Below are 23,892 nucleotides of genomic sequence, written 5' to 3'. Positions count from 1 at the left end.
AGGCTCGCTCCGGCGTAGGGGTCGAAGCGGAGTGTAGCAGCCGCGCCGGTATCAACAAGGGCAGGACGCGCCCTTAGGCGCGCACCACCACGAGCCCGGTGAGCAGGTCGTGCGCGAGGCGCCGGTCGCTGCGCACGATGCCGCAGAGGATGTCGAGCACCCACAGCGCCACTGTCGAGGCCGCGACGTAGAACAAAAGCGCGTGCACCGCCGCCGCCAGCCCGTCGGGCCGGCCGCCCGTGGCAGTCTCGACGCGCAGGCCGGCCATCCGCATGCCCCAGGTCGCCTGGCGCGGGCCGCCGATCGTCAGCGCAGCATAGCCGAGCGCGGTCGCGACCGTCGCGATCGGGATCAGCAGCCAGGTCGCGCCGAAGGTGACGATGCCGAGCACGCCGAGCGCGAACCAGACCAGCGTGCCGAGGATGGCGAGCACGATGATGTCGCCGATCCAGGCGAAGATGCGCGAGCCCAGGACGCCGCTGACATCCTGGACCGGTCGCTCGCCCACGGCGACGATCGGGGGCTGGCCATAGCGGGTGTCGGTCATCTGAATTCGTGTCCTGTTCTCGGTCGGGCCGGTGTGGCCTCCACACAATGTTTGGTCAGCGTCCCGGTTCCGCAAGGTCGCGGCCGGCAAGCCCGCGCGGCAGCACGCGATGGGGCGCAAACCCGCTCTCGCGCAGGGCGGCCTCGATCGTGGCGGAATGGGCGCTGCCGCGGGTCTCCACCGTGACGTCGAGCGTCACACCCTTGGCCGGCACATCGAGGAACAGCCGGCCATGGCTGACCTCGAGGATGTTGGCGCCCTGCTCGCCGAGCAGGCTCGCGACCTTGCCGAGCAGGCCTGGCCGATCGGCGGTCGTCAGCCGGAAGGCCACGATGCGGTCCTCGCGCTCGAGTTCGCGCACCATGATCGCCGCCAGCAGGCGCGTGTCGATGTTGCCGCCGCAGAGCAGCAGGCCGACCTTGCGCCCGGCATAGCGCCCCGGCTCCTTCAGCATCGCGGCGAGCCCGGCCGCGCCGGCCCCCTCCGCCAGGCTGTGCTGAAGACTGGCGTAAGCGTAGACCGCGCGCTCGATCAGGTCCTCGCCGACCAGCACGATGTCGGAAACGAGGCTGGAGACGATCGGCAGGGTCTGGACGCCGACCGTCTTGACCGCGATGCCCTCGGCCAGCGTCGGCCCGCCGACGGGCAGGTCGTCGGCATTGATCGCGTTGAAGAAGGAGGGGTAGAGCGCCGCCTCCACCCCGATCAGCTCGATCGACGGCTTCAGCGCCTTGGCGGCCACCGCATTGCCGGCCATCAGCCCGCCGCCGCCGAGCGGGACGATGAGCACCTCCAGTTCGGGATCGTCGTCGAGCATCTCGCGCGCGATCGTGCCCTGGCCCGCCATCACGGCGGGATCGTCATAGGGATGCACGAAGACCAGTTCCTCTGCCTGGGCGAGTTCCCGCGCCTTCTGCGCCGATTCGTACAGCGTCTCGCCATGCAGCACGACGCGGGCGCCATGGGAGCGCGTGTTCTCGACCTTCACCAGCGGCGTCGTCTCCGGCATCACGATCGTCGCGGGAATGCCGAAGCGCCGGGCGTGATAGGCCACCGCCTGGGCGTGGTTGCCCGCCGACATGGCGATGACGCCGCGCTCCCGCTCGTCATCGTCCAGTGTCAGCAGCTTGTTGACCGCGCCGCGCTCCTTGAAGGAGGCCGTCGCCTGCATGTTCTCGTGCTTGACCAGCACGGTCGCGCCCGTGAGGTCGGAGAGGCGCGGCGCCGGCACCAGCGGGGTGCGCAACACATGGCCCTCGATGCGCCGTGCCGCCGCCTCGATATCTGCCGGTGTGATGGAGAAGGGCTCGCTCATGATGGGGAGTCCGGTGTCTGGAAGGAGGGCGAAGGCGAGACGGCGAGGGAGGGCGTTCAGACCGGCCGCGGCGCCAGCGCGCCGTCGCCGAAGAAACCGCCCGGCCGCAGGATCAGGACCACGGCGAGCAGGGCATAGACGGCGATATCGCGCTGTTCGAGCGGCATCGTCGCCGACCAGAGCACTTCGAACAGGGCGATGCAAAGCCCACCCAGCGCGGCGCCCGCCGGCGTGCCGATGCCGCCGAGGATGGCGCCGATCAGCGCCTTCAGCCCGAGCGTGAAGCCGCCGGCGAAACCCATCCCGCCATAGACGGCGGTGACGATAACGCCGGCCATGCCGCTGGCGGCGCAGGCCAGGATCAGCGCCTTGTCGTGGACTGCCCGCGCATCGACGCCGAACAGCGCGGCGGTGCGGGCATCGTCCGCCACGGCGCGCCACTGCCGCCCATAGGCCGAGCGCGCGATCAGCAGAACCAGCCCCAGAGTCGCCGCGAAACCGGCGGTCGCGACACCGAGCCAAAGCGGTGTCGCCGTGACGACGAAGCTGCCGGCCCGCGCCAGCGCCATCGGTTCGTTGAGCACCGGCGGCAGCCAGCGCAGCCCCGTGCCCTGGACGAGGCGAAGATATTCAGACAGCGCGATCCCGAGCCCGACGGTGGCGATGAGCACCTGCTGGCCGCGGCCGCGCGCCAGTGGCCCCAGCACGACGCGCCCCATGGCGAAACCATGCAGCGCGGCGACGAGGATCGCGACGACGAAAGCAGCCCCGAGCCCCGCAAGCGGCGTCGACGCAGCGACGGAGACGAGCAGTGCCGCACCGACCACCGAGGCCGTCGCGCCGAGCGCCGCGAACTCGCCGAAGCTCAGGATGATGCGCCCGCTGAGGCCATAGATCAGGGCATAGGCGCAGGCGAGCAGGGCATAGATCGCCGCCGAGGGCAGGCCGCTCACGCCCTGCTGCAGACCATAGGCAAGCGCCGGTGGCAATTCCGGGAGCCAGAGGGGCAGCGGCGCGCCGGGGTCGGCAGGCGGGTCGCGCCGGTCCTCCAGATAGAAGCGGCGCAGCAGGTAGAAGCTGGCATCGCTCATCGGACGCCCGTCCGAGGCGACGCCGATCAGGGCGCCCGGCCGCAGGCCTTGGCCTTCCCCGGCGAAGAGACAGTCGATGCTGCGACGGCGCACCGGCCCCTCGGCCGGGCCGGCGACATAGATGATGCGGAGGATTCCGGGTCTCGGCCCCGCGCCCGCACGCTCGATCGCGATCGGCGTGCCCGGCGCGTTGAGCGCGGGAATCGCCTGCCGGCAGAGCCGCTGCTGATCGGTGTCGAAGCGCTCGCTGCAGCCGCCGAGCGCGAGAACGAGCAGAATCGTCGGCAGGAGAGGTCGCATGCGGCGCGCAACGTAACGCAGAAGCGGCCGCGTGCCATTCGTATTACAAGGAACGCAGCTACGAAGCTGCGCTTGCAATGACGTGCGACGATGCGAAGCGTCAGCCGGCGGCCTTGAGCTTCTGCGCCACCTGCGGCGCGAAATAGGTCAGCACGCCGTCGGCACCGGCGCGCTTGAAGGCGGTCAGGCTTTCCATCATCGCGCGTTCGCCGTCGAGCCAGCCATTGCCGGCCGCCGCCATGATCATCGCGTACTCGCCCGAGACCTGGTAGGCGAAGGTCGGCACCCGGAAATGGTCCTTCACCCGTGCGACGATGTCGAGATAGGGCAGGCCGGGCTTGATCATCACCATGTCAGCGCCCTCATCGAGATCGAGCCCGACCTCAGCGATGGCCTCGTCCGAATTGCAGGGGTCCATCTGGTAGGTGCGCTTGTCGCCGACCAGCGTCGCATTGGTGCCGATGGCGTCGCGGAACGGGCCGTAGAAGGCAGAGGCATATTTGGCCGCATAGGCCATGATCTGCACGTCCTCCTGGCCCGATGCGTCGAGCGCTGCGCGGATCGCGCCGACGCGACCGTCCATCATGTCGGAGGGGGCGATGACGTCGGCCCCGGCATCGGCGAGCGCCAGCGCCTGCTGGACGAGGATCGCCACGCTGGCATCGTTGAGGATGCGCTCGCCATCCATCACGCCGTCATGGCCATGGGAGGTGTAGGGGTCGAGCGCCGCGTCGCAGATGATGCCGATCTGCGGCACCTCCGTCTTGATGGCGCGCACGGCCCGGCACATCAAGTTGCGCGCGTTGAGCGCTTCCGAGCCGGTCGGGTCGCGCAGCGCCTTGTCGACGAAGGGGAAGGGCGCGATCGCCGGAATGCCGAGCGAAGCCGCATGCGCCGCCTGGCGCACCGCCTCCTCGATATTGAGCCGGTCGACGCCCGGCATCCAGGCGACGGGCGTCCGGGCTTCGGTCGAATCCATCAGGAAGAGCGGCCAGATCAGGTCGTCTGTCGTGAGACGCGTTTCGCGCACCAGCCGCCGCGACCATTCCGCCTTGCGGTTGCGCCGCATGCGCCGGGTCAGGCCGAGGGCCGGGGCCGTATCCGGGCGAAGCTGCGGCGCCGGGAAGGGCCGCACGTTCCGGGTGTCCAATGAGGCCTCCGTCGGCTCGGTGATGCCGGCAGGGCCGACGCGATCACCGTAGCACATCGGAACGGTTCCAAAAAAGGGGCTGTGGTCGCACGAGCGGTCGGGCGCCCGGGCGCGTTGACAAGCATCGCCGGCCCGTCCCAGAACCGGGCCGACGCAGCAGGGAAAGCAGCCGCATGTCGCAGACCCCGGAGATCCAGTGCGAGCGGCGCGGCGCGGCGGGCGTGGTCGTGCTCGACCGGCCGAAGGCGCTGAACGCGCTCACGCTTCCGATGGTCCGCGAACTCGCCAACGCGCTCGACGCCTGGGAGAAGGATCCCGCGGTCGAGCGCGTCATCGTCACCAGCACCAGCGAGAAGGCCTTCTGCGCCGGCGGCGACATCCGCACCCTGCACGATCTCGGCAAGGCCGGGCAGCATGACGAGATGCTCGCCTTCTGGGGTGAGGAATACATCCTCAACGCCCGCATCCAGAGCTATTCCAAACCCTATGTCGCGCTGATCGACGGCATCGTCATGGGCGGCGGCGTCGGAATCTCGCTGCATGGCAGCCACCGGATCGCGGGCGAGCGCTATCTCTTCGCCATGCCCGAAGTCGGTATCGGCTTCTTTCCCGATGTCGGGGCGACCTTCGCCCTGCCGCGCCTGCCGGATGCGGCCGGAATCTATCTCGCGCTGACGGGTGACCGGGTGGGCGCGGCCGATGCGCTGGCGCTCGGGCTCGCCACCCATGCCGTGCCGAGCGCGCGGATGGCGGAGCTTACCGACGCGCTGACACGCCGTGGCGCGCTCGACGACATCCTCGCCGGCTTCACCCATGATCCGGGCCAGCCCCGGCTCGCCCCGGAGCGCGGGCTGATCGCGGACTGCTTCGGCGCCGCGACTCTGCCCGAGATCATCGCCCGGATCGAGGCCGCCGCGGCCGGCGGCAGCGCCTTCGCCGGCAAGCTACGCCAGACGCTCGCGGTGAAGTCCCCGACCAGCGTCGCCATCGCCTTCGAGCAGATGCGCCGCGGCGCCACACTCGCTTTCGCCGAAGCGATGCGCACGGAATTCCGCATCGTCTCGCGCATCGCCCATGGCCATGATTTCTACGAGGGCGTCCGCGCCGTCGTGATCGACAAGGACCAGGCGCCGCGCTGGCGCCCGGCCACGCTCGACGACGTCGTGCCGGCCGACATCACCGCCTATTTCGCGCCGCTCGGCGCCGCCGAACTGAAGCTGGCGCCCTGATGCCGGGCGGGGACGGCGAGGTTCTGCGCGGCCAGCGCAGCGACGAGGCCTCGGGCGGCGTCGCGGCGGCCCCCACGCGCTGGCGCACCCTGCTGGTCTGGATGCTGCGCATCCTCTCCGTGCTCTGGCTCGCCAAGGGCCTGCTCGCCTGGGCGGTCATCTTCGGCATCGGCGGCGAGAACCAGCCGCCCTTCGAGAACCGCCTGCTCAGCTTCCAGGCGATCACGGTCTATTTCGCGGTGATTGACCTCGTCGCGGCGGTGGGCCTCTGGCTGACCTCGACCTGGGGGGGCGTACTCTGGCTGTTGGCGGCGATCAGCCAGCTGCTGCTGGCCTTCTTCTTCCCCCGCCTGCTGCCGATGACGCCCTGGCTGACCGGCGCCTATATCGCCGCGATTCTCGCCTATTTCCTCGCGACCTGGGCGGCCGAGAACGAGGCTTCCTGAGGTCCGGACGCCTCGACTGCGGCGGGTCCTGGTAACTAACGCTTTAGCTTAAGCGTTTCTGGCTTCATCTTGGATTCACCCAAAGGGGTAAATCCCCGATTCATCCTGATATTTAAACTCGTTTTCATCCGGCCCGCCTATGGTGTTTCTCAGAAGCGGATCGGGAGATCAATCCTGACCGACAGTCAACAGGCGGGATATACCATGAAAGCGAGCGTCAAGACTTCGGTTGTCGAAAGGTCTGACGAGGCTGACCTGAAGGTGAAGCCTCTCTACCTCGAGTCCCTCACGCTGGTGGAGCGGCTGCATCGCCGCCTGCTCGACGTCATCAAGGACGAGTTCGAGCGGCGCGGCCGCGACGACGTCAACAGCGTGCAGGCCCTGCTGCTCTACAACATCGGCGATGCCGAGCTGTCGGCCAGCGAGCTGCGCACGCGCGGCTACTATCTCGGCTCGAACGTCTCCTATAACGTCAAGAAGCTGGTCGAGCTCGGCTACCTCCACCATGCCCGCTCGCGGATCGACCGTCGCTCGGTGCGCATCAGCCTGACGGAGAAGGGCGCCGAGGTGCACAATCTCGTGAAGGGCGTCTACGACAAGCATGTCCGCACGGTCGAGCAGATCGGCGGCATCGCGGCCGACGACTTCGAGCGGATGAACAACGCCCTGCTGCGCCTCGAGCGCTTCTGGACCGACCAGATCCGCTACAAGCTCTGAATCGGGCGCCATCGCCCGCTTCACCGCCCTGCCCACGCCGTCGCCGCTGCCGCCCTCCGGGCCGGGAGCGGCGACGCGTTGCGCCGCTGCCACAATCGTGCCCCGCATGTTGCGGGATGCGGGCATGCCCTAAAATCGCCGCGCTCATCACGCGTCGTTAATTGTGTTAAGGCAGCTTCGCCGGCCATGAGGTTGCCCGCCCGGGCGGTCCAAGGCCGCGACGGCCGCACAGTGAACGATGTCGAGAGGGATGTGATGCCGACGATGAGCCTGACCCGCCGCGAGACAGTGCTGGCGCTGCTTTCGGGCGCCGCTGCCACCACGGCCGTGCCGGCCTTCGCCCAGCAGGCGGAGTGGCGCCAGAGCTATGATTCCGGCGCCCGCAACGCGGTGGCCCGCTCGCATACGCCGATGCTCTCCCCGGAATCGCTCCAGGCGACTGAAGCAGCGATCGTCGCCTATCGCGATCTCGCGGCGCGCGGTGGCTGGCAGCCCGTCCAGCTCAACGACAAGATGGCGGTCGGCTCGCGCGGACCAGGCGTCGTCGCCCTGCGCCAGCGCCTGATCGTCACCGGCGATCTCGACGCCAACGCCGGCACCAGCAACATCTATGATTCCTATGTCGAGGCGGGCGTCCGCAATTTCCAGGCGCGCGTCGGTCTCTCGACCACGGGCGCGATCAACCGCGCGACCGTCACCGCGCTGAACGTGCCGATCGACCGTCGCATCCGCCAGCTAGAGACCAATGTGGTGCGTCTGCGCACCTGGGCCGGCAATCTCGGCAACCGCTACGTCGTCGCGAACATCCCGGCCGCGATGGTGGAGACGGTCGAGAACGGCCAGGTCGCGACGCGTCACGCCGCTGGCGTCGGCAAGATCGACCGCCAGTCGCCGCTGCTCTCGACCAAGATCCCCGAGGTCAACTTCAATCCGACCTGGACGGTGCCGGCTTCAATCATCAAGAAGGACCTCATCCCCAAGATGAGGAAGGAGCCGACCTACCTCACCGAGAACAAGATCCGCATCATCGGCCCGTCCGGCGAGATCGCGCCCGAGCGCGTCAACTGGAATTCCGACGAGGCGACGCGCTACACCTTCCGGCAGGACCCGGGCGGCGAGTTCAACTCGCTGGGCTTCGTGCGCATCAATATCCCCAGCCCGCACGGCGTCTACATGCACGACACCCCGGCCAAGGGCATCTTCGGCGACGATTTCCGCTTCGTTTCCTCGGGCTGCATGCGCGTCCCAGAACGTGCGCGACTACATCGCCTGGCTGCTCAAGGACACACCCGGCTGGGACCGCGCCAAGATCGACCAGGTCATCGCCTCGGGCGAGCGCGTCAACGCCCGCATCAGCAACCCGGTGCCGTGCTACTGGGTCTATGTCACCGCCTGGGCGACGCCCGATGGCGGCGTCCAGTTCCGCGACGACATCTACAACAAGGACGGGCTGGGCCCGGCCCCCGTCGCCGCCCTCCAGGGCGAGCAGGACATCTGAGCGGCTTTTTCCCAGCCGTCCGAGACAAGGAAACCCGCCGGAGACGGCGGGTTTTTCGTTGGGTGACGCGGGTTTGCGCGAGCGATGGAGCCGGGTTTGGGTCGGGAGCGTCCATTAACAGCCGCGAGCGGGCATTTATGTTATCGCATCCGCATGACCGCACTGCGCACCTCCTTACTAGTGCTGCTTGGCTGTATCGGAGCGGCCATCCTGGACATAGCCGCCTCGGTCATGTTCCAGCCTCGTCCCCGTTTTCGACCGCGACCATCCAGACTACGGACCCTTCGCTTCGCAATTCGAACGGGCCGCAAAAGCGTTCTCTGCCGGAGAGGACTGGGCGATCATCGACCTTGCTCCAGTTAATGGCGGTGCGTGGCGAAGCGCTTGTCTGTTCGGAGGCTTCACCCGCCCCGTAGAGCGGCTGCTCTCGCTCGGCGCTACCGTAACCGCGCCAGACCGCCAACGCCTTTCCAGATCCCTTGGTTGGCGTGCCGCTCCGGTGGAAGAGTTCGAGATGCTTGTCGCCTTCACTGACGAGCAAGGCCAGGCGCACTTCCTCCATTTCGATCGGGGCGTCGGGGCCGAAGGGCAGCACTATGAGGCCTGCGTGACGAGGCCGAAATCTCGGGTCGCAATTGCATCTTGGAATACCGAACCGACCCGCACGCCTGCGCCGATCCTCGACTGACCTTTCGGACAGCAACCATGGCCGCTATGGGTCGGATGGGGATACGGCTACGGAGAAGGGGGCAGCACCATCTGCGGGTCTGCTTTGGACCATTCGCGCGCGTATTTCGGGCACCCAGAAATTTGCAGCGTCGCTCCGTCGCGCGAGCGCTTCAGCGAACAGGTCTTGCCGCCGACCACGACACGCGTCAGGTCTAAGCGCCGCCACCCGTCTTCGATGCTGCTGCTCGAAACACCATGGAGTTCTCCTCCGGAGAGGAGCCCGCCTCTGAGGAAGCAAAATGCGGCATAGAAACCTCCTTGGCGCGGCACTGTCCTCATTTCAGTTTCCCAACAGCCGAGGGCATCGACATCGTGAGCCTTCTGCGCAGCCGCACCCGTCGAAAGAATGACGAACAACGCCGCCGCAACAGCATAAGATTTTGCGATGTGCATTTTTTCCGCCACCAACGATAATCGGCGCAATCTGGCCTAACTCGGTCAACGTCCGCAACGGGTCGGAAGCAGCCACTAGCTCCAGTTCTGTTCGGGCGCACTCGCGACTGGACCCGATGCGAACGTTGATGCAGCGAGCTTAGCTTCTCAGCCCCGCCAGCGGCGAATAAGCCAATCCATCGAGCGCCCAGCGCACCAAGCCGCTGCCGACATGGCCAAGTATGCTGGTATGAGCAGGATTGCGAAGGCGAGGCCCTGTCCGGTTTGAGACGACCACGCGAATACGGCTGAAACGACAAGGGACAAGCCCAAGTAGCACGAGGCAATGAGAAGCGCCGATCTGAACGATGCCTCCGCTAATCCTAAGAAAAACGGGAAGCCGACGATAAAAAGAGCGAAGCCAACAAGAGCCATCGTGCGGCCCGTGTCGACAACGTCAGGAGCAATCACGGCTGACCGCCAGCGTTCATTTCGATACTGGGCTTCTTGGTTCAACTGAGCTGAACATTTAGTTGCGATTTGCCAACTCCGGGCCTTCTGCAATGGGTCTTTAGCTGCCGCTTGCAGGCTGCGTCGAGCTATACGCGCCCGTAAAATCTTGGGGTGGTGTCGTAACTGCAAGGTAGACCAGTGGCACCGAACCTGTGTTCTCCACTCCATGGGTTTCCCCAGCAGGAGTGCGAACGACATCCCCTGCGGCCAACTTTTCGGTTCTGCCATTTTCGAGCAGAAGAACGCCTTCGCCTTGCTCGACAATCCAAGTCTGCTCTGACGTTGGATGGGTGTGTCGGCGCGAAATTGAGCCGGGCTCCATCGTGACGTGCGTTATGGTCGCTTGAGCACCCGGCGCATTTTTGGGCCATAGAATCTGCCTTGATCGAATGCCTGTCTTCACCAAGACCTCGCAATCGTCCAAACGTAGCCGCTGTAACCCCATTTATCCCTCCAGACACGCAAGCCAACGTTTTGGCACGGCAAATTGCGTCCGCAACCGGTCGGTTGCAGACCTTGCGTACCTCACTCCAGTCGCGCCCCTCTCATGCAATCCCGAGAAACAACGCCAGAGACCGCCTCACCGCGAGCATAGACGAAGGGGCGCGCCAGGAGGGGTAAGGCGCGCCCACGCCCTCTTCACTCTGCCCGCCGCTCCGGCGCTCTTCCGCGGCCTGCGAGGCGCAGCACCGCTGCGCCTGCCACTGCCGAGACCACGGAGCCCAGCAGCACGCCGATCTTGGTCGCGTCGCCCAGTTCCGGGTTCTCCGGGAAGGCGAGCGCCCCGATGAACAGGCTCATGGTGAAGCCGATGCCGCAGAGCAGGGCGACGCCATAGAGCTGCGTGTAGTTGGCCTGCGCCGGCATCAGGGCCAGCCCCGCCTTGATCGAGAGCCAGGAGAAGCCGAACACGCCGATCTGCTTGCCGACGAAGAGGCCGAGCGCGATCCCGAGCGGCACGGGCGCGAGCGCGGTGGCGGGCGTCATGCCGGTGAAAGACACGCCCGCATTGGCGAAGCCGAAGATCGGCACGATCAGGAAGGCGACCCAGGGGTGCAGCACATGCTCCAGCGTGTGCAGGGGCGAGTGCTCCGGCTCGTCGCTGTCGCTGCCGTCCCCGATCGGGATCGTCAGCGCCAGCGCGACGCCCGCCAGCGTCGCGTGGACGCCGGATTTGAGCACGAAGAACCAGAGCAGGGCGCCGAGCGCGAGATAGGCCCAGAGCTTCGTCACATGCAGGCGGTTGAGCACGACGAGCCCGACGATGCAGGCGCCCGCCAGCCCCAGCATCGGCAGTGACAGGTTGCTGGTGTAGAACAGCGCGATGATCACGACCGCGCCGAGATCGTCAATGATCGCCAGCGCCGTCAGAAAGATCTTGAGCGAGACGGGCACGCGCGAGCCCAGCAAAGCGAGCACGCCGAGCGCAAAGGCGATGTCGGTGGCGGCGGGGATCGCCCAGCCGCGCATGGCGACCGGGTCGCCCCGCGTCAGCGCCAGATAGATCAGCGCCGGCACGACCATGCCTCCCAGCGCCGCGATGCCGGGAAGCGCCCGGCGCGACCAGCTCGAGAGCTGCCCTTCGAGGAACTCGCGCTTGATCTCCAGCCCGACGAGCAGGAAGAACACCGCCATCAGCGCATCGTTGATCCAGTGCAGGATGCTGAGGCCCGCGACATAACTTCCCAGCACCGAGAAATAGAGCGGTGCGACCGGTGAATTGGCGATGACCAGCGCCAGCGCTGCGGAGACCATGAGCAGCACGCCGCCGGCGGCCTCGCTTTTCAGGAAGGCGCCCAGAGGGGAGCGCCTGGCGAAAGGGGCGTCGTCGGTGTTTTGCTGCATGCCGGATCCGGTTTCCTTGCCGTGGATGAGGGATCTCCCTTGTGCCTTCCCCGCGCGCTCATGTCACCCGCTTCCCGCTTGGAAAGGGGCTCCGCGGGTGCTACGGGACCGCCCATGGCGGGATCGAGCGCGGATTCCGCAAGACTGATTCAACCGCAGGGGCCCGGTCCGGCCCATGCGACGATCCAGCGCCGATGGAGCCTCGCCATGAGCCATGACGCCGCCGCCGAAAAGCACCTTTCGAACTCGTTCTTCGGCGCCTCGCTGGCCGATGCCGACCCCGAGATCGCGCGCGCCATCGACCTCGAGCTCAGCCGCCAGCGCGACGAGATCGAGCTGATCGCCTCGGAGAACATCGTCTCCCGCGCCGTGCTCGAGGCTCAAGGCTCGGTGATGACCAACAAATACGCGGAAGGATATCCGGGCCGGCGCTATTATGGCGGCTGCCAGTTCGTCGACATCGCCGAGAAGCTGGCGATCGAGCGCGCCTGCCGGCTCTTCGGCTGCGGCTTCGCCAACGTCCAGCCCAACTCCGGCAGCCAGGCCAACCAGGCCGTGTTCATGGCGCTGATGCAGCCCGGCGACACCTTCATGGGCCTCGACCTCGCCGCCGGCGGGCACCTGACCCATGGCGCGCCGGTCAACCAGTCCGGCAAATGGTTCAACGTCGTGTCCTATGGCGTCTGCGTCGTCGACCAGCTGATCGACTATGACGCGCTCGAGCGGCTCGCCCGCGAGCACAAGCCCAAGGTCATCGTCGCCGGCGGCTCGGCCTATGCCCGCCACTGGGACTTCGCCCGCTTCCGCGCCATTGCCGACGAGGTCGGCGCCTATCTCTTCGTCGACATGGCGCATTTCGCCGGCCTCGTTGCGGGCGGCTCGCATCCGTCGCCGTTCCCCCACGCCCATGTCGCGACCACGACCACGCACAAGACCCTGCGCGGCCCGCGCGGCGGCATGATCCTGACCAATGACGAGGCGCTGGCGAAGAAGTTCAACTCGGCCATCTTCCCGGGCATCCAGGGCGGGCCGCTGATGCATGTCATCGCCGCCAAGGCGGTCGCCTTCCAGGAGGCGCTGCAGCCGGAGTTCAAGATCTACGCCCGCGCCGTCGTCGAGAACGCCAAGGCGCTCGCCGACACGCTCAAGACCAAGGGCTTCGACTTGGTTACCGGCGGCACCGACAACCACCTGATGCTGGTCGACCTGCGCTCCAAGAAGGTTACCGGCAAGGCCGCCGAGATCGCGCTCGGCCGCGCTCACATCACCTGCAACAAGAACGGCATCCCCTTCGACCCCGAGAAGCCGATGGTCACCTCCGGCATCCGGCTGGGCACGCCTGCCGCGACCTCGCGCGGCTTCGGTGTCGCCGAGTTCAAGAAGGTCGGCGAGCTGATCGCCGAGGTCCTGGACGGCCTCAGCCAGAACGGCGAGGAGGGCAACGCCGCCGTCGAGCAGGCGGTCAAGGCGAAAGTCCACGAGCTGACCGGACGCTTCCCGATCTATTGAGGGACCTGCCTCTCGTTGCCAGATCGTGGTATGATGACCACAGACGAGGGTTGATCATGACGACGATCACAATCGAGGAACTGCGCCGGCTCGCTGCGGCTGGCGCGGTTTCGCTTCCGGACACGTTTTCGCAGAGAGGCGCCTCGATCGACGCGGTCATCGACCCTAGCGGGTCGGAGCGCGCGGCTCAGGTTGCGGAGCTGCTGAAGACTGTGCGCGATCTGACGAAGGACCGCACGGTCGAACAGACAGCTGAATTGGAGCGGTGGCTGGAAGAACGCGAAGTCTGAGGTGAGACCGCCTTCCGCCATATTGGTCGTCGATGCAAACATCGTCTTGAGTTGCGCGCTGGGGTTGCGCGGAGGGGATGTTCTCGCTGTCGTGGCCCGGCACCGCCTCTTGGCAATCTCCCAGCGCGCCGTGGACGAAATCGACAAGGTTGCGATGCGCCTGGTCGAAGACGGGCATCCGACCGCTTTGTTTGCTCCAAAGTTGGTTGTTGATTTGAAGATTGTCGCAGAGACGGAGTATTCACGCCTCATCCCCGAGGCCGCGAAGACGCTGATGCTGGCGCCCGCCTCCCGCAATGGGAGTTCGGCCGATGCCCATGTGTTGGCGCTCGGTTGGCTGGCGGAGGCTGACATCTGGTCTCACGATCGCGACTTCGCCGGAACAGGATGGCCATCCTGGTCTACCGCCAATCTAAGGGCCGCTTTGGCCCGCGAAGAGCTCTGACGAGGACTGAAGGCCCACCATGCGCTGTCCCTATTGCGGCTCCCTCGACACGCAGGTGAAGGATTCGCGCCCGACCGACGATTCCGCCGCCATCCGCCGCCGCCGCGTCTGCCCCGATTGCGGCGGCCGCTTCACCACCTTCGAGCGGGTGCAACTGCGCGAGCTGACGGTGGTCAAGCGCTCGGGACGGCGCACGGTGTTCGACCGCGACAAGCTGCAGACGTCGATCGAGGTGGCGTTGCGCAAGCGCGCCGTCGCGCCTGAGCGCATCGAGCGCATGGTCAACGGCATCGTGCGTCAGCTCGAAAGCTCGGGGGAGGGCGAGATCGCCAGCTCGGCCATCGGCGAGCTGGTGATGGAGGGGCTGAAGGCGCTCGACGACGTCGCCTATGTCCGCTTCGCCTCGGTCTACAAGAATTTCCGCGAGGCCCGCGATTTCGAGGCGATCCTCGGCCAGCTCAGCAGTGACGAGGAGGCGGGCGAGGCCGTCCCGCCGCCGCCCCGGGCCGATGGCTGAGGCCCACGCGGACCGCGCCGCCATCGACCGCGACTTCATGCGCCATGCGCTGGCTTTCGGCGCGCGCGGGCAGGGCACGACCTGGCCGAACCCCTGCGTCGGCGCGCTGGTGACGCAGGACACCGCCGACGGGCCGGTCATCGTCGCCCGCGGCCATACCCAGCCGGGAGGGCGCCCGCACGGCGAGGCCAACGCCTTCGACCGTGCCGGCCCCAATGCCGCAGCCGGCGGCACGCTCTATGTGACGCTCGAACCCTGCTCGCATCGAACCATCCGCGCCGCGACGCCGTGCGTCGAGCGCACGATCCTCGCTGGCGTCCGCCGTGTCGTCGCGGCGATGGCCGATCCCAACCCGCTCTTCCAGGGGCTGGGCTTCGCCCTGCTGCGGACGGCCGGCATCGAGGTGACGACCGGCGTGCTGGAGGCGCAGGCGCAAGCCGCCCATCGCGGCCATGTCCTGCGGGTGACGCGCGGCCGGCCGATGGTGACCTTCAAGATTGCCCGGACGGCGGACGGCTATGCCGGCGGGCCGGGCGGCTCGCGGCTCGCGGTCTCCTGCCCGGCAGCGAATGGCTGGGTCCATCTCCAGCGCGCTCATCACGACGCCATCATGCTCGGCATCGGGTCGGTGTTGGCCGACGATCCGCTTCTGACCGTGCGCCTGCCGGGCCTCGCAGAGCGCTCTCCGGTGCGGGTCGTGCTGGATTCGCAATTGCGGCTGCCGGTGGCCTCGCAACTCGTGCGGACGGCGGCCGAGGTCCCGCTCTGGGTCCTGGCTGCCGAGACGGCGCCGGTCGAACGCGAGAGGGCGCTGGTCGCTGCCGGGGTCGAGGTGATGCGCGTCTCGGCCGACGCGCAGGGGCATCTCGACCTCGCCGAGGCGCTCACCCTGCTGGGCACGCGCGGCATCACCCGCGTTTTCTCGGAAGGCGGGCCGACCGTGGCGGAAAAGCTCGCTCTCGCCGGGTTGCTCGACGAGGTCGTGGTCTCGACCTCTCCGAACGCGCTCGGCCAGCCCGGTGTCGTCGCGGTACGGCCGGCCCTTGCGGCGGCGCTGGCCGACCCCGATCTGTACCGCCTTGCGGAGACCGGCCTGATCGGTCAGGACCGCTTCGAGCATTTCGTGAGGACAGGCTGATGTTCACCGGCATCGTTACCGCCATCGGCACCGTCGTCGAGAGCGAGCGCAAGGGCCCGAGCCTGAAGCGGCTGGCCATTGCCTGCCCCTATGAGGCGGATGGCATCGAGATCGGCGCCTCGATCGCCTGCGGCGGCGTTTGCCTGACGGTGACGGCCCTGCGGCCCCGCACGGATGGCGAGCCCGGCTGCATCTTCCAGGTCGAGGCGGCCGCCGAGACGCTGGCCAAGACGCTGGTCGGCCAATGGGAGGTCGGCAGCGCGATCAATCTCGAGCGCTCGCTCAAGGTCGGGGACGAACTCGGCGGCCATCTCGTCACCGGCCATGTCGATGGCGTCGGCCAGATCCTGACGATCGAGCCGATCGCGCCTGATCCCGACGAGCCCTGGGGCGCGACCGCGCGCTTCCATATCCGGGCGCCGCAGGGACTGCCGCGCTTCATCGCGGCGAAAGGCTCGATCTGCCTCGACGGCACCTCGCTGACGGTCAACACCGTCGCGGACGACGTCTTCACCGTGCTGCTGATCCCGCACTCCTTCGCGGTCACCACCTGGGGGCAGCGCAAGGCGGGCGATCCCGTCCATGTCGAGGTCGATCTGATGGCGCGCTATGCCGCGCGGCTTGCGGAGGCGCGTGCGGAGGTCTAACCAGCGGCCTCATCGTTTCGAATAGGACAAGAACCATGGCCGGACCCCGGCAATCCTCGGCCGCACCGGCCGCAACTTCGGCCGTCGATCTCGACGGCGCACGCGTTCTCGTGGTCGAGGCGCGCTTCTACGACACGCTCGCCGACGAATTGCTGGAAGGCGCGCTCGCCGTGCTCGACAAGGCGGGCTGCCGCGTCGATGTCGTCACTGTTCCCGGCGCTCTGGAAATCCCCTCGGCCATCGTCTATCGGCCTGCGCGCCGCCGACGAGGCGGTCGACCCGTATGAGGCTGTGGTCGCGCTAGGCACCGTGATCCGCGGCGAGACCGGCCATTACGACATCGTCGCCGGTGAAAGCTCGCGCGCGCTGATGGACCTGTCGGTCGCCTTCGCGCTGCCGCTCGGCAATGGCATTCTCACCGTCGAGAACGAGGCGCAGGCCTGGGCCCGCGCCAACCGCTCGGAGATGGACAAGGGCGGCGGCGCGGCGGAGGCCGCGCTTGCAGTCCTGCGCTACAAGCGCTCGCTCGGGGAGCAGTCGACATGAGCCGTCCGGAATCGGGCCGGCCGGAATCCAACCGGGCCGAGATGCGCCGCGGCGCGCGGCTCTCGGTCGTGCAGGCGCTCTATGAGATGGAGATCGGCGGGCGCGGCGTGGTCGAGGCCATGGCCGAGTTCGAGGCGTTCTGGATCGGCAAGCTGGTCGAGGACATCGAGCTGCCCAAGGCGGAGATTGCGTTCTTCCGAGACCTCCTCGGCGGCGTCGTGCGCGAACAGCGCCTGGTCGACCGCTCGGTGGACGAGGCCCTCGCCTCCGGCTGGCCGCTGAAGCGGATCGAGGCCGTCGTGCGCGCCATCTTCCGGGCAGGCGCCTACGAGCTCGCCTTCCGCAAGGATGTCCCGGCCCGCGCCGTCATCTCGGAATATGTCGCGGTTGCGCGTGCCTTCTACGAGGGCGAGGAAATCGGCATGGTCAACGCGGTCCTCGACAAGCTCGCCCGCGATTTCCGTTCCGACGAGTTCGACGCGCCTGCGGCGTGACGGCTTTTCCATCGCCCGGGTCATCCCGGGCGACCGAAGGGAGACCCGGGATCCATTCCGGAGCGCCGATCGGTCAGGCTCCGGAATGGATCCGGGATCGGCGCGGCTACGCCGCTTGTCCGGGATGACGCTGGAAGGTGGAAAAGGGCTGCTCGGATGTCGGACATGGAACGCCCCGGCGAATTCGAGCTGATCGCCCGCTATTTCGCGCCGATCGCCGGGCCGGGCGGGCTGGGCCTGATCGACGATGCTGGGCTGCTGCGGCCGGCCCGGGGCTACGAGATCGTCGTCACCGCCGATGCGCTGGTCGCAGGCGTGCATTTTTTCCCCGACGATCCGCCGGGCTCGATCGCCCGCAAGGCGCTGGCGGTGAATCTCTCCGATCTCGCCGCCAAGGGCGCAAAGCCCGAAGGGTTCGTGCTGACGCTCGCTTTGCCGAAGGGCTGGGCCGATAGCTGGCTCGCCGGTTTTGCAGCCGGGCTTCAGCAGGCCGCCGGCGAGGGGGCCTGCCCTCTGATCGGCGGCGACACTGTCTCGACGCCGGGACCGCTGACGCTCTCGATCACAGCCTTCGGCAGCGTCCCCGCAGGGCGTATGGTATCGCGCTCGGGCGCGAAGGCCGGCGATATCCTGGCCGTTTCGGGCACGATCGGCGACGGCGCGCTTGGGCTGAAGGTTCATGGCCCGGACGCCCCGCCCTGGGTGGAGAGTCTCTCGCCGACTGACCGCGGCTATCTCGCCGATCGCTATCTCCATCCGCAGCCGCGTCTGCGCCTCGCCGCCGCGCTGCAGGCTCACGCCTCCGCCGCGATGGATGTGTCCGATGGGCTGGTCGGCGACCTCGCGAAGCTGCTGAAGGCCTCAGGGTTGGGCGCCGAGGTCGATCTCGACGCCGTGCCGATGTCGGAGGCGGCGCGCGCTGCGATCATGGCCGCTCCTGCGCTGGCGGAACTGGCCTGGACCGGCGGAGACGACTACGAAATTCTCTGCACGGCTTCGCAGGGAGAATTTCCTGCTCTGGCCGAGGCGGCGCTGGCGGCGGGAATCGCGCTGACCGTCATCGGGACGGTGACCGACACCACGGGCGCCATCGCATATCGTGAGGGGGGGCGGGTCCGCGACTTCGCGGCCGGCTCCTTCGCTCATTTCTGAAGCCGGCCCCGGGCCGTCTTCGCAGGGACGGCAAAGTCATGAACCAGCATGTTCCGGTCGCAGACGCAGACGCGCTCGCCAAGCGCAACTCCGTCGTCCTCGCCTGCGCCCAGGCGCTCGGTGGCGCCAGCCCCTCGATCGTGATTTCGCTGGGCGGCATCGTCGGCTCGCAGCTCGTCGTCGACCAGCATTTCGCCACCGTGCCGGTGAGCCTGATGCAGCTCGGCATTGCGGTGGGTGTCATTCCCGCGGCCATGCTGATGCGCCGCCATGGCCGCCGCAACGGCTATCTGCTGGGCGCGCTGATCGGCGCCAGCGCGGCTGCGACGGCAGCGGCCGGCGCCAGCACCCGGCTGTTCTGGCTGTTCTGCCTGGGAACCTTCGCCTGCGGCCTCTACGGCGCCTTCGTCCAGAGCTATCGCTTTGCCGCAGCCGACTCGGCCACGGAGAGCTTCCGCCCGCGCGCCATCTCCTGGGTCATGATCGGCGGCATCGCCGCCGGCGTTATTGGCCCGCAATCGGTTTACTGGACGCGCGATCTCACGCCGGCCGCGCCCTTCGCCGCCAGCTTCCTGGCCCAGGGCTGCCTCGCGCTGATCGCGATGCTGGTCATCCTGCAGCTTCGGGCGCCGCCGGTCGCGCCGGTCAGGACGACAGGCGGGCGGCCTCTTCCGGAGATCATGCGGCAGCCGAAATTCATCGCCTCGGTGACGGCTGCGCTGGTGACCTATGGGCTGATGAGCTTCGTGATGACGGCGGCGCCCCTTGCCATGGTCGGCTGCGGCCATTCGGTCGGCGATGCTGCGCTCGGCATCCAGTGGCATGTGCTGGCGATGTTTGGGCCGAGCTTCTTCACCGGCCGGCTGATCGCGCGCTTCGGCAAGGCCCAGGTCACCATCGCCGGGTTGCTGCTCACCGCGCTCGCGGCGGTGATCGGGCTCACCGGCCTCAGCGTCGCGCATTTCTGGATCGCGCTGGTCGTGCTCGGCGTCGGCTGGAACTTCGGCTTCATTGGCGCCACCGCGTTGGTGACGGACTGCTACCGGCCGGAGGAGCGGGTGAAGGTCCAGGCCGCCAACGACTTCCTGGTCTTCGGCTCGGTCGCGATCGCCTCGTTTTCGTCGGGCGGGCTGCTCCATGCCGGCGGCTGGGAGAGCGTGAACTGGCTGGTGTTTCCCCCGGTCGCCGTGGCGATGGCGCTGGTGCTCTGGCAGGCCTTGGGCCAGCGCGCCCAGCCAGCCTGATCCCGGCCGGCGCGCAGCAACAATAGGAGACAGCCGATGCGTCCTCACCAGCTGCCGCAGATGGCCGGTAGGCCCGCCGTCGGCGCGATCGGCCATAACCGCGGCGTGGTGGCGCGCAACTACGCCTTCATGCCGCCGGAAGGCGTGCTCGTCAGCCGCCTGCCGCATTGGGAGCGCACGATCGTGCGCATTCTGGCCGCGCCCGTGCTCGGTGCGCAGTTCGCGCAATATGTCTTCGAGATCGAGCCGGGCGGCGGGACGCGTGCCCCCTTCGCCGAGGACGGCATCCAGCATTTCTACTACGGGCTGTCCGGCGAGGCCGCCTTCGCTGTCGCGGACGGCGCGCCCGTCGCGTTCGGGAAGGGCAGCTTCGCCTATCTGCCCCCGGGCACGTCGTTCAGCCTGCGCAACGACAGCGCGGCGCCTGTCCGCGTTCTCGGCTTGCGCAAGCGCTACGAGCCCGCGGCGGGGCTGGCCGTACCCGAGCCGATCCTGTCCCATCAGGATGCGGTCCCGGTCACCAACCACACCGGCATGGAGGGGCGGGGCTTCCAGTTCCTGCTGCCCTATGGCGACCTGCGTTTCGATTTCGAGATGAACCTGATGTGGTTCAAGTCGGGCACCTGTTTCCCGGATGTCGAGACCCATGTCATGGAGCACGGGCTCTACATGCTGGAAGGGCAGGGGCTCTATTTCCTCGGGCAGGACTGGCACGAGATCTGGGCGCAGGATTTCATCTGGATGGGCGGCTACTGCCCGCAGCAGTTCTATCCGACCGGCTTCGACGACGCCTGCTACCTGCTCTACAAGAACGTCAACCGCGACGTGGCTCTCTAGGCGTTCAAGCCCCCGCGGAGGAGAACGCGCTCCGCCGATCCAGCGCCAGCTGACGGTGATGGGCCGCGAGGTCCGCACCAGTGCTGATCCAGGCCGTCTCGTCCTGCCGGATGCGGGCGAGGAGCTGGTCGAGGACGCGAGCCGGGCCGGGGCGACCCGACACCCAGTCATGCAGCGTCAGCGTGAACAGGCCGCCGGCGGCGGCGCAGGCCTCCCAGTCGAACAGCCATTCCTGCAGCATGACGACCGGGCTCGTCGGCGGCCAGCGGGCGTCGAGGCCGGTCATCTTGAAACGCGTCGTGTCCTCGCGGCTCCAGGACACTGGCAGTTCCGTGACCCCATCCAGATCATAGGGATGCTCCAAGCCAGCGAGGGAACTGTCGTAGAGCCCCCGTACCCCCAGCAGGGCGTGCATGGGCCGCGTCAGTTCCCATCCCGGCGCGCGGAAGCCGGCGGGACGCTGGCCTGTCTGCGCGACGAAGATTGCGATCGACGCGTCGAGCGCCTCGCCGAAGGCCTCGGTCGAGATCTCGCGCGTCGCTTCATGTGCGAAGCCGTGCAGCCCGACCTCATGGCCGGCGGCAACAAGGTCCGGCAGGAGCGCGGGCTGGCGCTCGGCGATCAGCCCCGGCACGAAGAAGGTCGCCCGCACCTCATGGCGCGCCAGGATCTGCAGCAGATGCCGCAGCCCCGCCCGCAGCCCGTATTGCCGCTGCTCGCGCTCGGAAAGATAGCCTGAATCCGCCTGATTGCGCTCGCGCCAGAGCAGCGGCGTGTCGGCGTCGACATCGATGCTGATCCAGGCGGCGGAGGTCTTTCCGGCCGGCCAGGGATAGGGCGCGGCCGGGGCGGCCACCGACCCGGACCCCGCCTTCGTCGCCGGTCTCGAAGCTGTCATGGCGCCCCCGCAATCATCTGGTCGCGAATCCCCGGACAGGTTTGCGCTTCCCTGCAAAACTTGCCACAAATTCGCCTGACACTGGCGACGCAAAGCGAGCCGACAAGTCTTTCGGCCCGATTTTCCTGAGCCTGGCGTCCAAAGCGGCAAATGAGGAGCGACAGCGCTCCCGCTCGGTCGGAAGCTCAAGGTCAGGAAACGGAATGTCAGCCCTGCTTATCATCATCGTCTTAAGTGCATTATCGATCGCCTATGGCGTCTGGGCCTATGCCGACGTCATGAAGCGAGATGCCGGCAACCAGCGCATGCAGGAGATCGCAGCGGCGGTCGCCGAGGGGGCTCAGGCCTATCTGAAGCGGCAATACATCACCATTGGCATGGTCGGTGTCGTGCTCTTCGTCGCGCTCGCCTATCTGCTGGGGCAGTGGGTTGCGATCGGCTTCCTGATCGGCGCCGTGCTGTCGGGCATGGCCGGCTTCATCGGCATGAACGTCTCGGTGCGGGCCAATGTCCGCACCGCCCAGGCCGCCATGCAGTCGCTCGGCGAGGGGCTCGACGTCGCCTTCAAGGCCGGTGCCGTCACCGGCATGCTGGTCGCCGGCCTCGCCCTGCTCGGCGTCGCCGTCTATTACGGCGTCCTGACCTCGATGCTCGGCTTTTCGCCCTCGAGCCGCGTCGTCATCGATTCGCTGGTGGCGCTCGGCCTCGGCGCCTCGCTGATCTCGATCTTCGCCCGTCTCGGCGGCGGCATCTTCACCAAGGGCGCCGATGTCGGCGCCGACCTCGTCGGCAAGGTCGAGGCCGGGATTCCCGAGGACGACCCGCGCAATCCGGCCACCATCGCCGATAACGTGGGCGACAATGTCGGCGACTGTGCCGGCATGGCGGCCGACCTGTTCGAGACCTATGCGGTGACGCTGGTCGCCACGATGGTTCTGGCCGCGATCTTCTTCGCCGGCCAGGCGACGCTCGGCACGATGATGCTCTACCCGATGGCGATCGGCGCAGCCTGCATCGTGACCTCGATCATCGGCACCTTCTTCGTCAAGCTCGGTGCCAACCAGTCGATCATGGGCGCGCTCTACAAGGGCTTCATCGCCGCCGGCGTGCTCTCGATCGGCGCGATCGCGGCCGTCAACTATCTGATGTTCGGGGGCTTCGCGGCCTCCTTCACGACGGTGCAGGGCGTCACCTTCACCTCGGGCGGGCTCTTCGCCTGCGCGCTGGTCGGCCTCGCCGTCACGCTGCTGATCGTCGTGATCACCGAATACTACACCGGCACGGGCAAGCGCCCGGTCGTCTCGATCGCCCAGGCCTCGGTCACCGGCCACGGCACCAACGTCATCCAGGGCCTCGCGGTCTCCCTGGAATCCACCGCGCTGCCGACGATCGTGATCATCGCCGGCATCATCGTCTCCTATGGCCTCGCCGGTCTCTTCGGCATCGCGATTGCCACCACCGCCATGCTGGCGCTGGCGGGCGTCGTCGTGGCGCTCGACGCCTTCGGGCCGGTCACTGACAATGCCGGCGGCATTGCCGAGATGGCCGGCCTGCCCAAGGAGGTCCGCCACTCCACCGACGCGCTCGACGCCGTCGGCAACACCACCAAGGCGATCACCAAGGGTTATGCGATCGGCTCGGCGGGCCTCGGCGCGCTGGTGCTCTTCGCGGCCTACACCTCGGACCTCAACTTCTTCGTCGCCGAGGCCAACAAGGCGGGATCGACCTCGTTCCAGTACTTCAAGGGCGTGGTCGTCGATTTCTCGCTGTCCAACCCCTATGTCGTCGTCGGTCTGCTGCTCGGCGGCCTGATCCCCTTCCTCTTCGCCGGCATGGGCATGACGGCGGTGGGGCGCGCGGCGGGCTCCGTCGTCGAGGAGGTCCGGCGCCAGTTCAAGGAGAAGCCGGGCATCATGGACGGCACCGAGCGGCCCGACTACGCGCGGGCCGTCGATCTCCTGACCAAGGCCGCGATCAAGGAGATGATCGTGCCCTCGCTGCTCCCGGTTCTGGCCCCGATCGTGACCTTCTTCGCGATCAACGCCATCGCCGGCAAGAACCAGGCCTTCGCGGCCGTCGGCGCCATGCTGATGGGCGTCATCGTCACCGGCATCTTCGTCGCGATCTCGATGACCTCGGGCGGCGGCGCCTGGGACAACGCCAAGAAGTCCTTCGAGGACGGCTTCGTCGACAAGGACGGCGTGCGCCACATGAAGGGCTCCGACGCGCACAAGGCTTCGGTCACCGGCGACACCGTCGGCGACCCCTACAAGGACACGGCGGGCCCCGCCGTGAACCCGGCGATCAAGATCACCAACATCATCGCGCTGCTGCTTCTGGCGATCCTGGCTCACAGCTGAGCCGGGCAGCCTTCGCGACAAACATCGACCCCGCGGAGCGATCCGCGGGGTTTCTCGTTGCGT

Annotated in this window: 23 protein-coding genes and 2 pseudogenes; 16 read left to right on the top strand and 9 right to left on the bottom strand. The window is 67.6% G+C overall.

Annotated features, from left to right (window positions below; translation table 11 throughout):
• Positions 1 to 73 precede the first annotated feature (73 nt).
• The 4 genes from ABIE41_RS19840 to hemB all read right to left on the bottom strand — a co-directional run bounded on the left by ABIE41_RS19840 (position 74) and on the right by hemB (position 4,460).
• Positions 74 to 547: an RDD family protein gene (locus ABIE41_RS19840; RefSeq protein WP_192641967.1), complete on the bottom strand. Its 474-nt coding sequence runs from the start codon at positions 545 to 547 to the stop codon at positions 74 to 76.
• A 55-nt stretch (positions 548 to 602) separates the two neighbouring features.
• A complete protein-coding gene (locus tag ABIE41_RS19835) occupies positions 603 to 1,862 on the bottom strand; it encodes a threonine ammonia-lyase (RefSeq protein WP_192641966.1) in 1,260 nt (419 codons plus the stop codon).
• Positions 1,863 to 1,918: 56 nt separating this feature from the next.
• Positions 1,919 to 3,253, bottom strand: a complete 1,335-nt coding sequence (locus ABIE41_RS19830; protein WP_192641965.1) for a branched-chain amino acid ABC transporter permease — start codon at positions 3,251 to 3,253, stop codon at positions 1,919 to 1,921.
• 100 nt (positions 3,254 to 3,353) lie between these two features.
• Positions 3,354 to 4,460, bottom strand: a complete 1,107-nt coding sequence (hemB, locus tag ABIE41_RS19825; protein WP_192641964.1) for a porphobilinogen synthase — start codon at positions 4,458 to 4,460, stop codon at positions 3,354 to 3,356.
• A 116-nt stretch (positions 4,461 to 4,576) separates the two neighbouring features.
• Between hemB and ABIE41_RS19820 the strand changes: the two genes are divergently transcribed.
• The 4 genes and pseudogenes from ABIE41_RS19820 to ABIE41_RS19805 all read left to right on the top strand — a co-directional run bounded on the left by ABIE41_RS19820 (position 4,577) and on the right by ABIE41_RS19805 (position 8,293).
• The gene (locus ABIE41_RS19820; RefSeq protein WP_192641963.1) at positions 4,577 to 5,632 is read left to right on the top strand and encodes an enoyl-CoA hydratase/isomerase family protein; all 1,056 of its coding nucleotides are present in this window, start codon (positions 4,577 to 4,579) and stop codon (positions 5,630 to 5,632) included.
• Complete coding sequence (locus ABIE41_RS19815) at positions 5,632 to 6,078, top strand: DUF6163 family protein (RefSeq protein ID WP_192641962.1); 447 nt, start codon at positions 5,632 to 5,634, stop codon at positions 6,076 to 6,078. The genes ABIE41_RS19820 and ABIE41_RS19815 overlap by 1 nt, the downstream gene beginning before the upstream one ends.
• 204 nt (positions 6,079 to 6,282) lie before the next feature.
• Positions 6,283 to 6,795 carry a transcriptional regulator LdtR gene (gene ldtR, locus ABIE41_RS19810; protein WP_192641961.1) on the top strand — a complete coding sequence of 171 codons (513 nt, stop codon included), beginning with the start codon at positions 6,283 to 6,285 and terminating at the stop codon, positions 6,793 to 6,795.
• A 255-nt stretch (positions 6,796 to 7,050) separates the two neighbouring features.
• Positions 7,051 to 8,293: pseudogene (locus ABIE41_RS19805) on the top strand (L,D-transpeptidase family protein).
• Between the two features lie 229 nt (positions 8,294 to 8,522).
• Here the strand turns inward: ABIE41_RS19805 and ABIE41_RS19800 are convergent.
• The 4 genes from ABIE41_RS19800 to nhaA all read right to left on the bottom strand — a co-directional run bounded on the left by ABIE41_RS19800 (position 8,523) and on the right by nhaA (position 11,752).
• Entirely contained in the window at positions 8,523 to 8,888 is a 366-nt protein-coding gene (locus ABIE41_RS19800) for a hypothetical protein (RefSeq protein WP_354192897.1), read from the bottom strand.
• 140 nt (positions 8,889 to 9,028) lie between these two features.
• The gene (locus ABIE41_RS19795; protein ID WP_192641958.1) at positions 9,029 to 9,415 is read right to left on the bottom strand and encodes a hypothetical protein; all 387 of its coding nucleotides are present in this window, start codon (positions 9,413 to 9,415) and stop codon (positions 9,029 to 9,031) included.
• Between the two features lie 550 nt (positions 9,416 to 9,965).
• A complete protein-coding gene (locus tag ABIE41_RS19790) occupies positions 9,966 to 10,352 on the bottom strand; it encodes a cupin domain-containing protein (protein WP_354192895.1) in 387 nt (128 codons plus the stop codon).
• Between the two features lie 194 nt (positions 10,353 to 10,546).
• A complete protein-coding gene (nhaA, locus tag ABIE41_RS19785; RefSeq protein WP_192641956.1) occupies positions 10,547 to 11,752 on the bottom strand; it encodes a Na+/H+ antiporter NhaA in 1,206 nt (401 codons plus the stop codon).
• Between the two features lie 207 nt (positions 11,753 to 11,959).
• Between nhaA and glyA the strand changes: the two genes are divergently transcribed.
• The 11 genes and pseudogenes from glyA (at position 11,960) to allE (ending at position 20,571) form a co-directional block, all read left to right on the top strand.
• Positions 11,960 to 13,261: a serine hydroxymethyltransferase gene (gene glyA, locus ABIE41_RS19780; RefSeq protein ID WP_192641955.1), complete on the top strand. Its 1,302-nt coding sequence runs from the start codon at positions 11,960 to 11,962 to the stop codon at positions 13,259 to 13,261.
• Positions 13,262 to 13,317: 56 nt separating this feature from the next.
• Positions 13,318 to 13,551, top strand: a complete 234-nt coding sequence (locus tag ABIE41_RS19775; RefSeq protein ID WP_192641954.1) for a hypothetical protein — start codon at positions 13,318 to 13,320, stop codon at positions 13,549 to 13,551.
• A gap of 1 nt (position 13,552) precedes the next feature.
• Positions 13,553 to 13,996 (top strand): PIN domain-containing protein, encoded by a 444-nt coding sequence (locus ABIE41_RS19770; protein ID WP_192641953.1) that lies wholly within the window; start codon positions 13,553 to 13,555, stop codon positions 13,994 to 13,996.
• A 19-nt stretch (positions 13,997 to 14,015) separates the two neighbouring features.
• Positions 14,016 to 14,513: a transcriptional regulator NrdR gene (nrdR, locus tag ABIE41_RS19765; protein ID WP_192641952.1), complete on the top strand. Its 498-nt coding sequence runs from the start codon at positions 14,016 to 14,018 to the stop codon at positions 14,511 to 14,513.
• Positions 14,506 to 15,651: a bifunctional diaminohydroxyphosphoribosylaminopyrimidine deaminase/5-amino-6-(5-phosphoribosylamino)uracil reductase RibD gene (gene ribD / locus ABIE41_RS19760; RefSeq protein WP_192641951.1), complete on the top strand. Its 1,146-nt coding sequence runs from the start codon at positions 14,506 to 14,508 to the stop codon at positions 15,649 to 15,651. The genes nrdR and ribD overlap by 8 nt, the downstream gene beginning before the upstream one ends.
• Entirely contained in the window at positions 15,651 to 16,298 is a 648-nt protein-coding gene (locus tag ABIE41_RS19755) for a riboflavin synthase (RefSeq protein WP_192641950.1), read from the top strand. Before ribD ends, ABIE41_RS19755 begins: the two co-directional genes overlap by 1 nt.
• Positions 16,299 to 16,333: 35 nt before the next feature.
• Positions 16,334 to 16,844 (top strand): annotated as a pseudogene (ribH, locus tag ABIE41_RS19750) (6,7-dimethyl-8-ribityllumazine synthase).
• Entirely contained in the window at positions 16,841 to 17,338 is a 498-nt protein-coding gene (nusB, locus tag ABIE41_RS19745; protein ID WP_192641948.1) for a transcription antitermination factor NusB, read from the top strand. Before ribH ends, nusB begins: the two are co-directional and overlap by 4 nt.
• Positions 17,339 to 17,503: 165 nt before the next feature.
• Positions 17,504 to 18,490: a thiamine-phosphate kinase gene (gene thiL, locus ABIE41_RS19740; RefSeq protein WP_192641947.1), complete on the top strand. Its 987-nt coding sequence runs from the start codon at positions 17,504 to 17,506 to the stop codon at positions 18,488 to 18,490.
• A gap of 38 nt (positions 18,491 to 18,528) precedes the next feature.
• A complete protein-coding gene (locus tag ABIE41_RS19735) occupies positions 18,529 to 19,734 on the top strand; it encodes an MFS transporter (protein WP_192641946.1) in 1,206 nt (401 codons plus the stop codon).
• Positions 19,735 to 19,770: 36 nt separating this feature from the next.
• Complete coding sequence (allE, locus tag ABIE41_RS19730; protein ID WP_192641945.1) at positions 19,771 to 20,571, top strand: (S)-ureidoglycine aminohydrolase; 801 nt, start codon at positions 19,771 to 19,773, stop codon at positions 20,569 to 20,571.
• 4 nt (positions 20,572 to 20,575) lie between these two features.
• Here allE and ABIE41_RS19725 read toward each other — a convergent pair whose 3' ends face one another.
• Positions 20,576 to 21,469, bottom strand: a complete 894-nt coding sequence (locus ABIE41_RS19725; protein WP_192641944.1) for a polysaccharide deacetylase family protein — start codon at positions 21,467 to 21,469, stop codon at positions 20,576 to 20,578.
• 203 nt (positions 21,470 to 21,672) lie between these two features.
• On the opposite strand from ABIE41_RS19725, the gene ABIE41_RS19720 reads away from it, so the two are divergent.
• Positions 21,673 to 23,829 (top strand): sodium-translocating pyrophosphatase, encoded by a 2,157-nt coding sequence (locus ABIE41_RS19720; protein WP_192641943.1) that lies wholly within the window; start codon positions 21,673 to 21,675, stop codon positions 23,827 to 23,829.
• Positions 23,830 to 23,892: the final 63 nt, after the last annotated feature.

Source organism: Bosea sp. OAE506 (genome assembly GCF_040546595.1).
Lineage (GTDB): Bacteria > Pseudomonadota > Alphaproteobacteria > Rhizobiales > Beijerinckiaceae > Allobosea.
The sequence above is the reverse complement of the archived record's forward strand: the minus strand, read 5'-3'. Positions and strand labels throughout refer to the sequence as shown.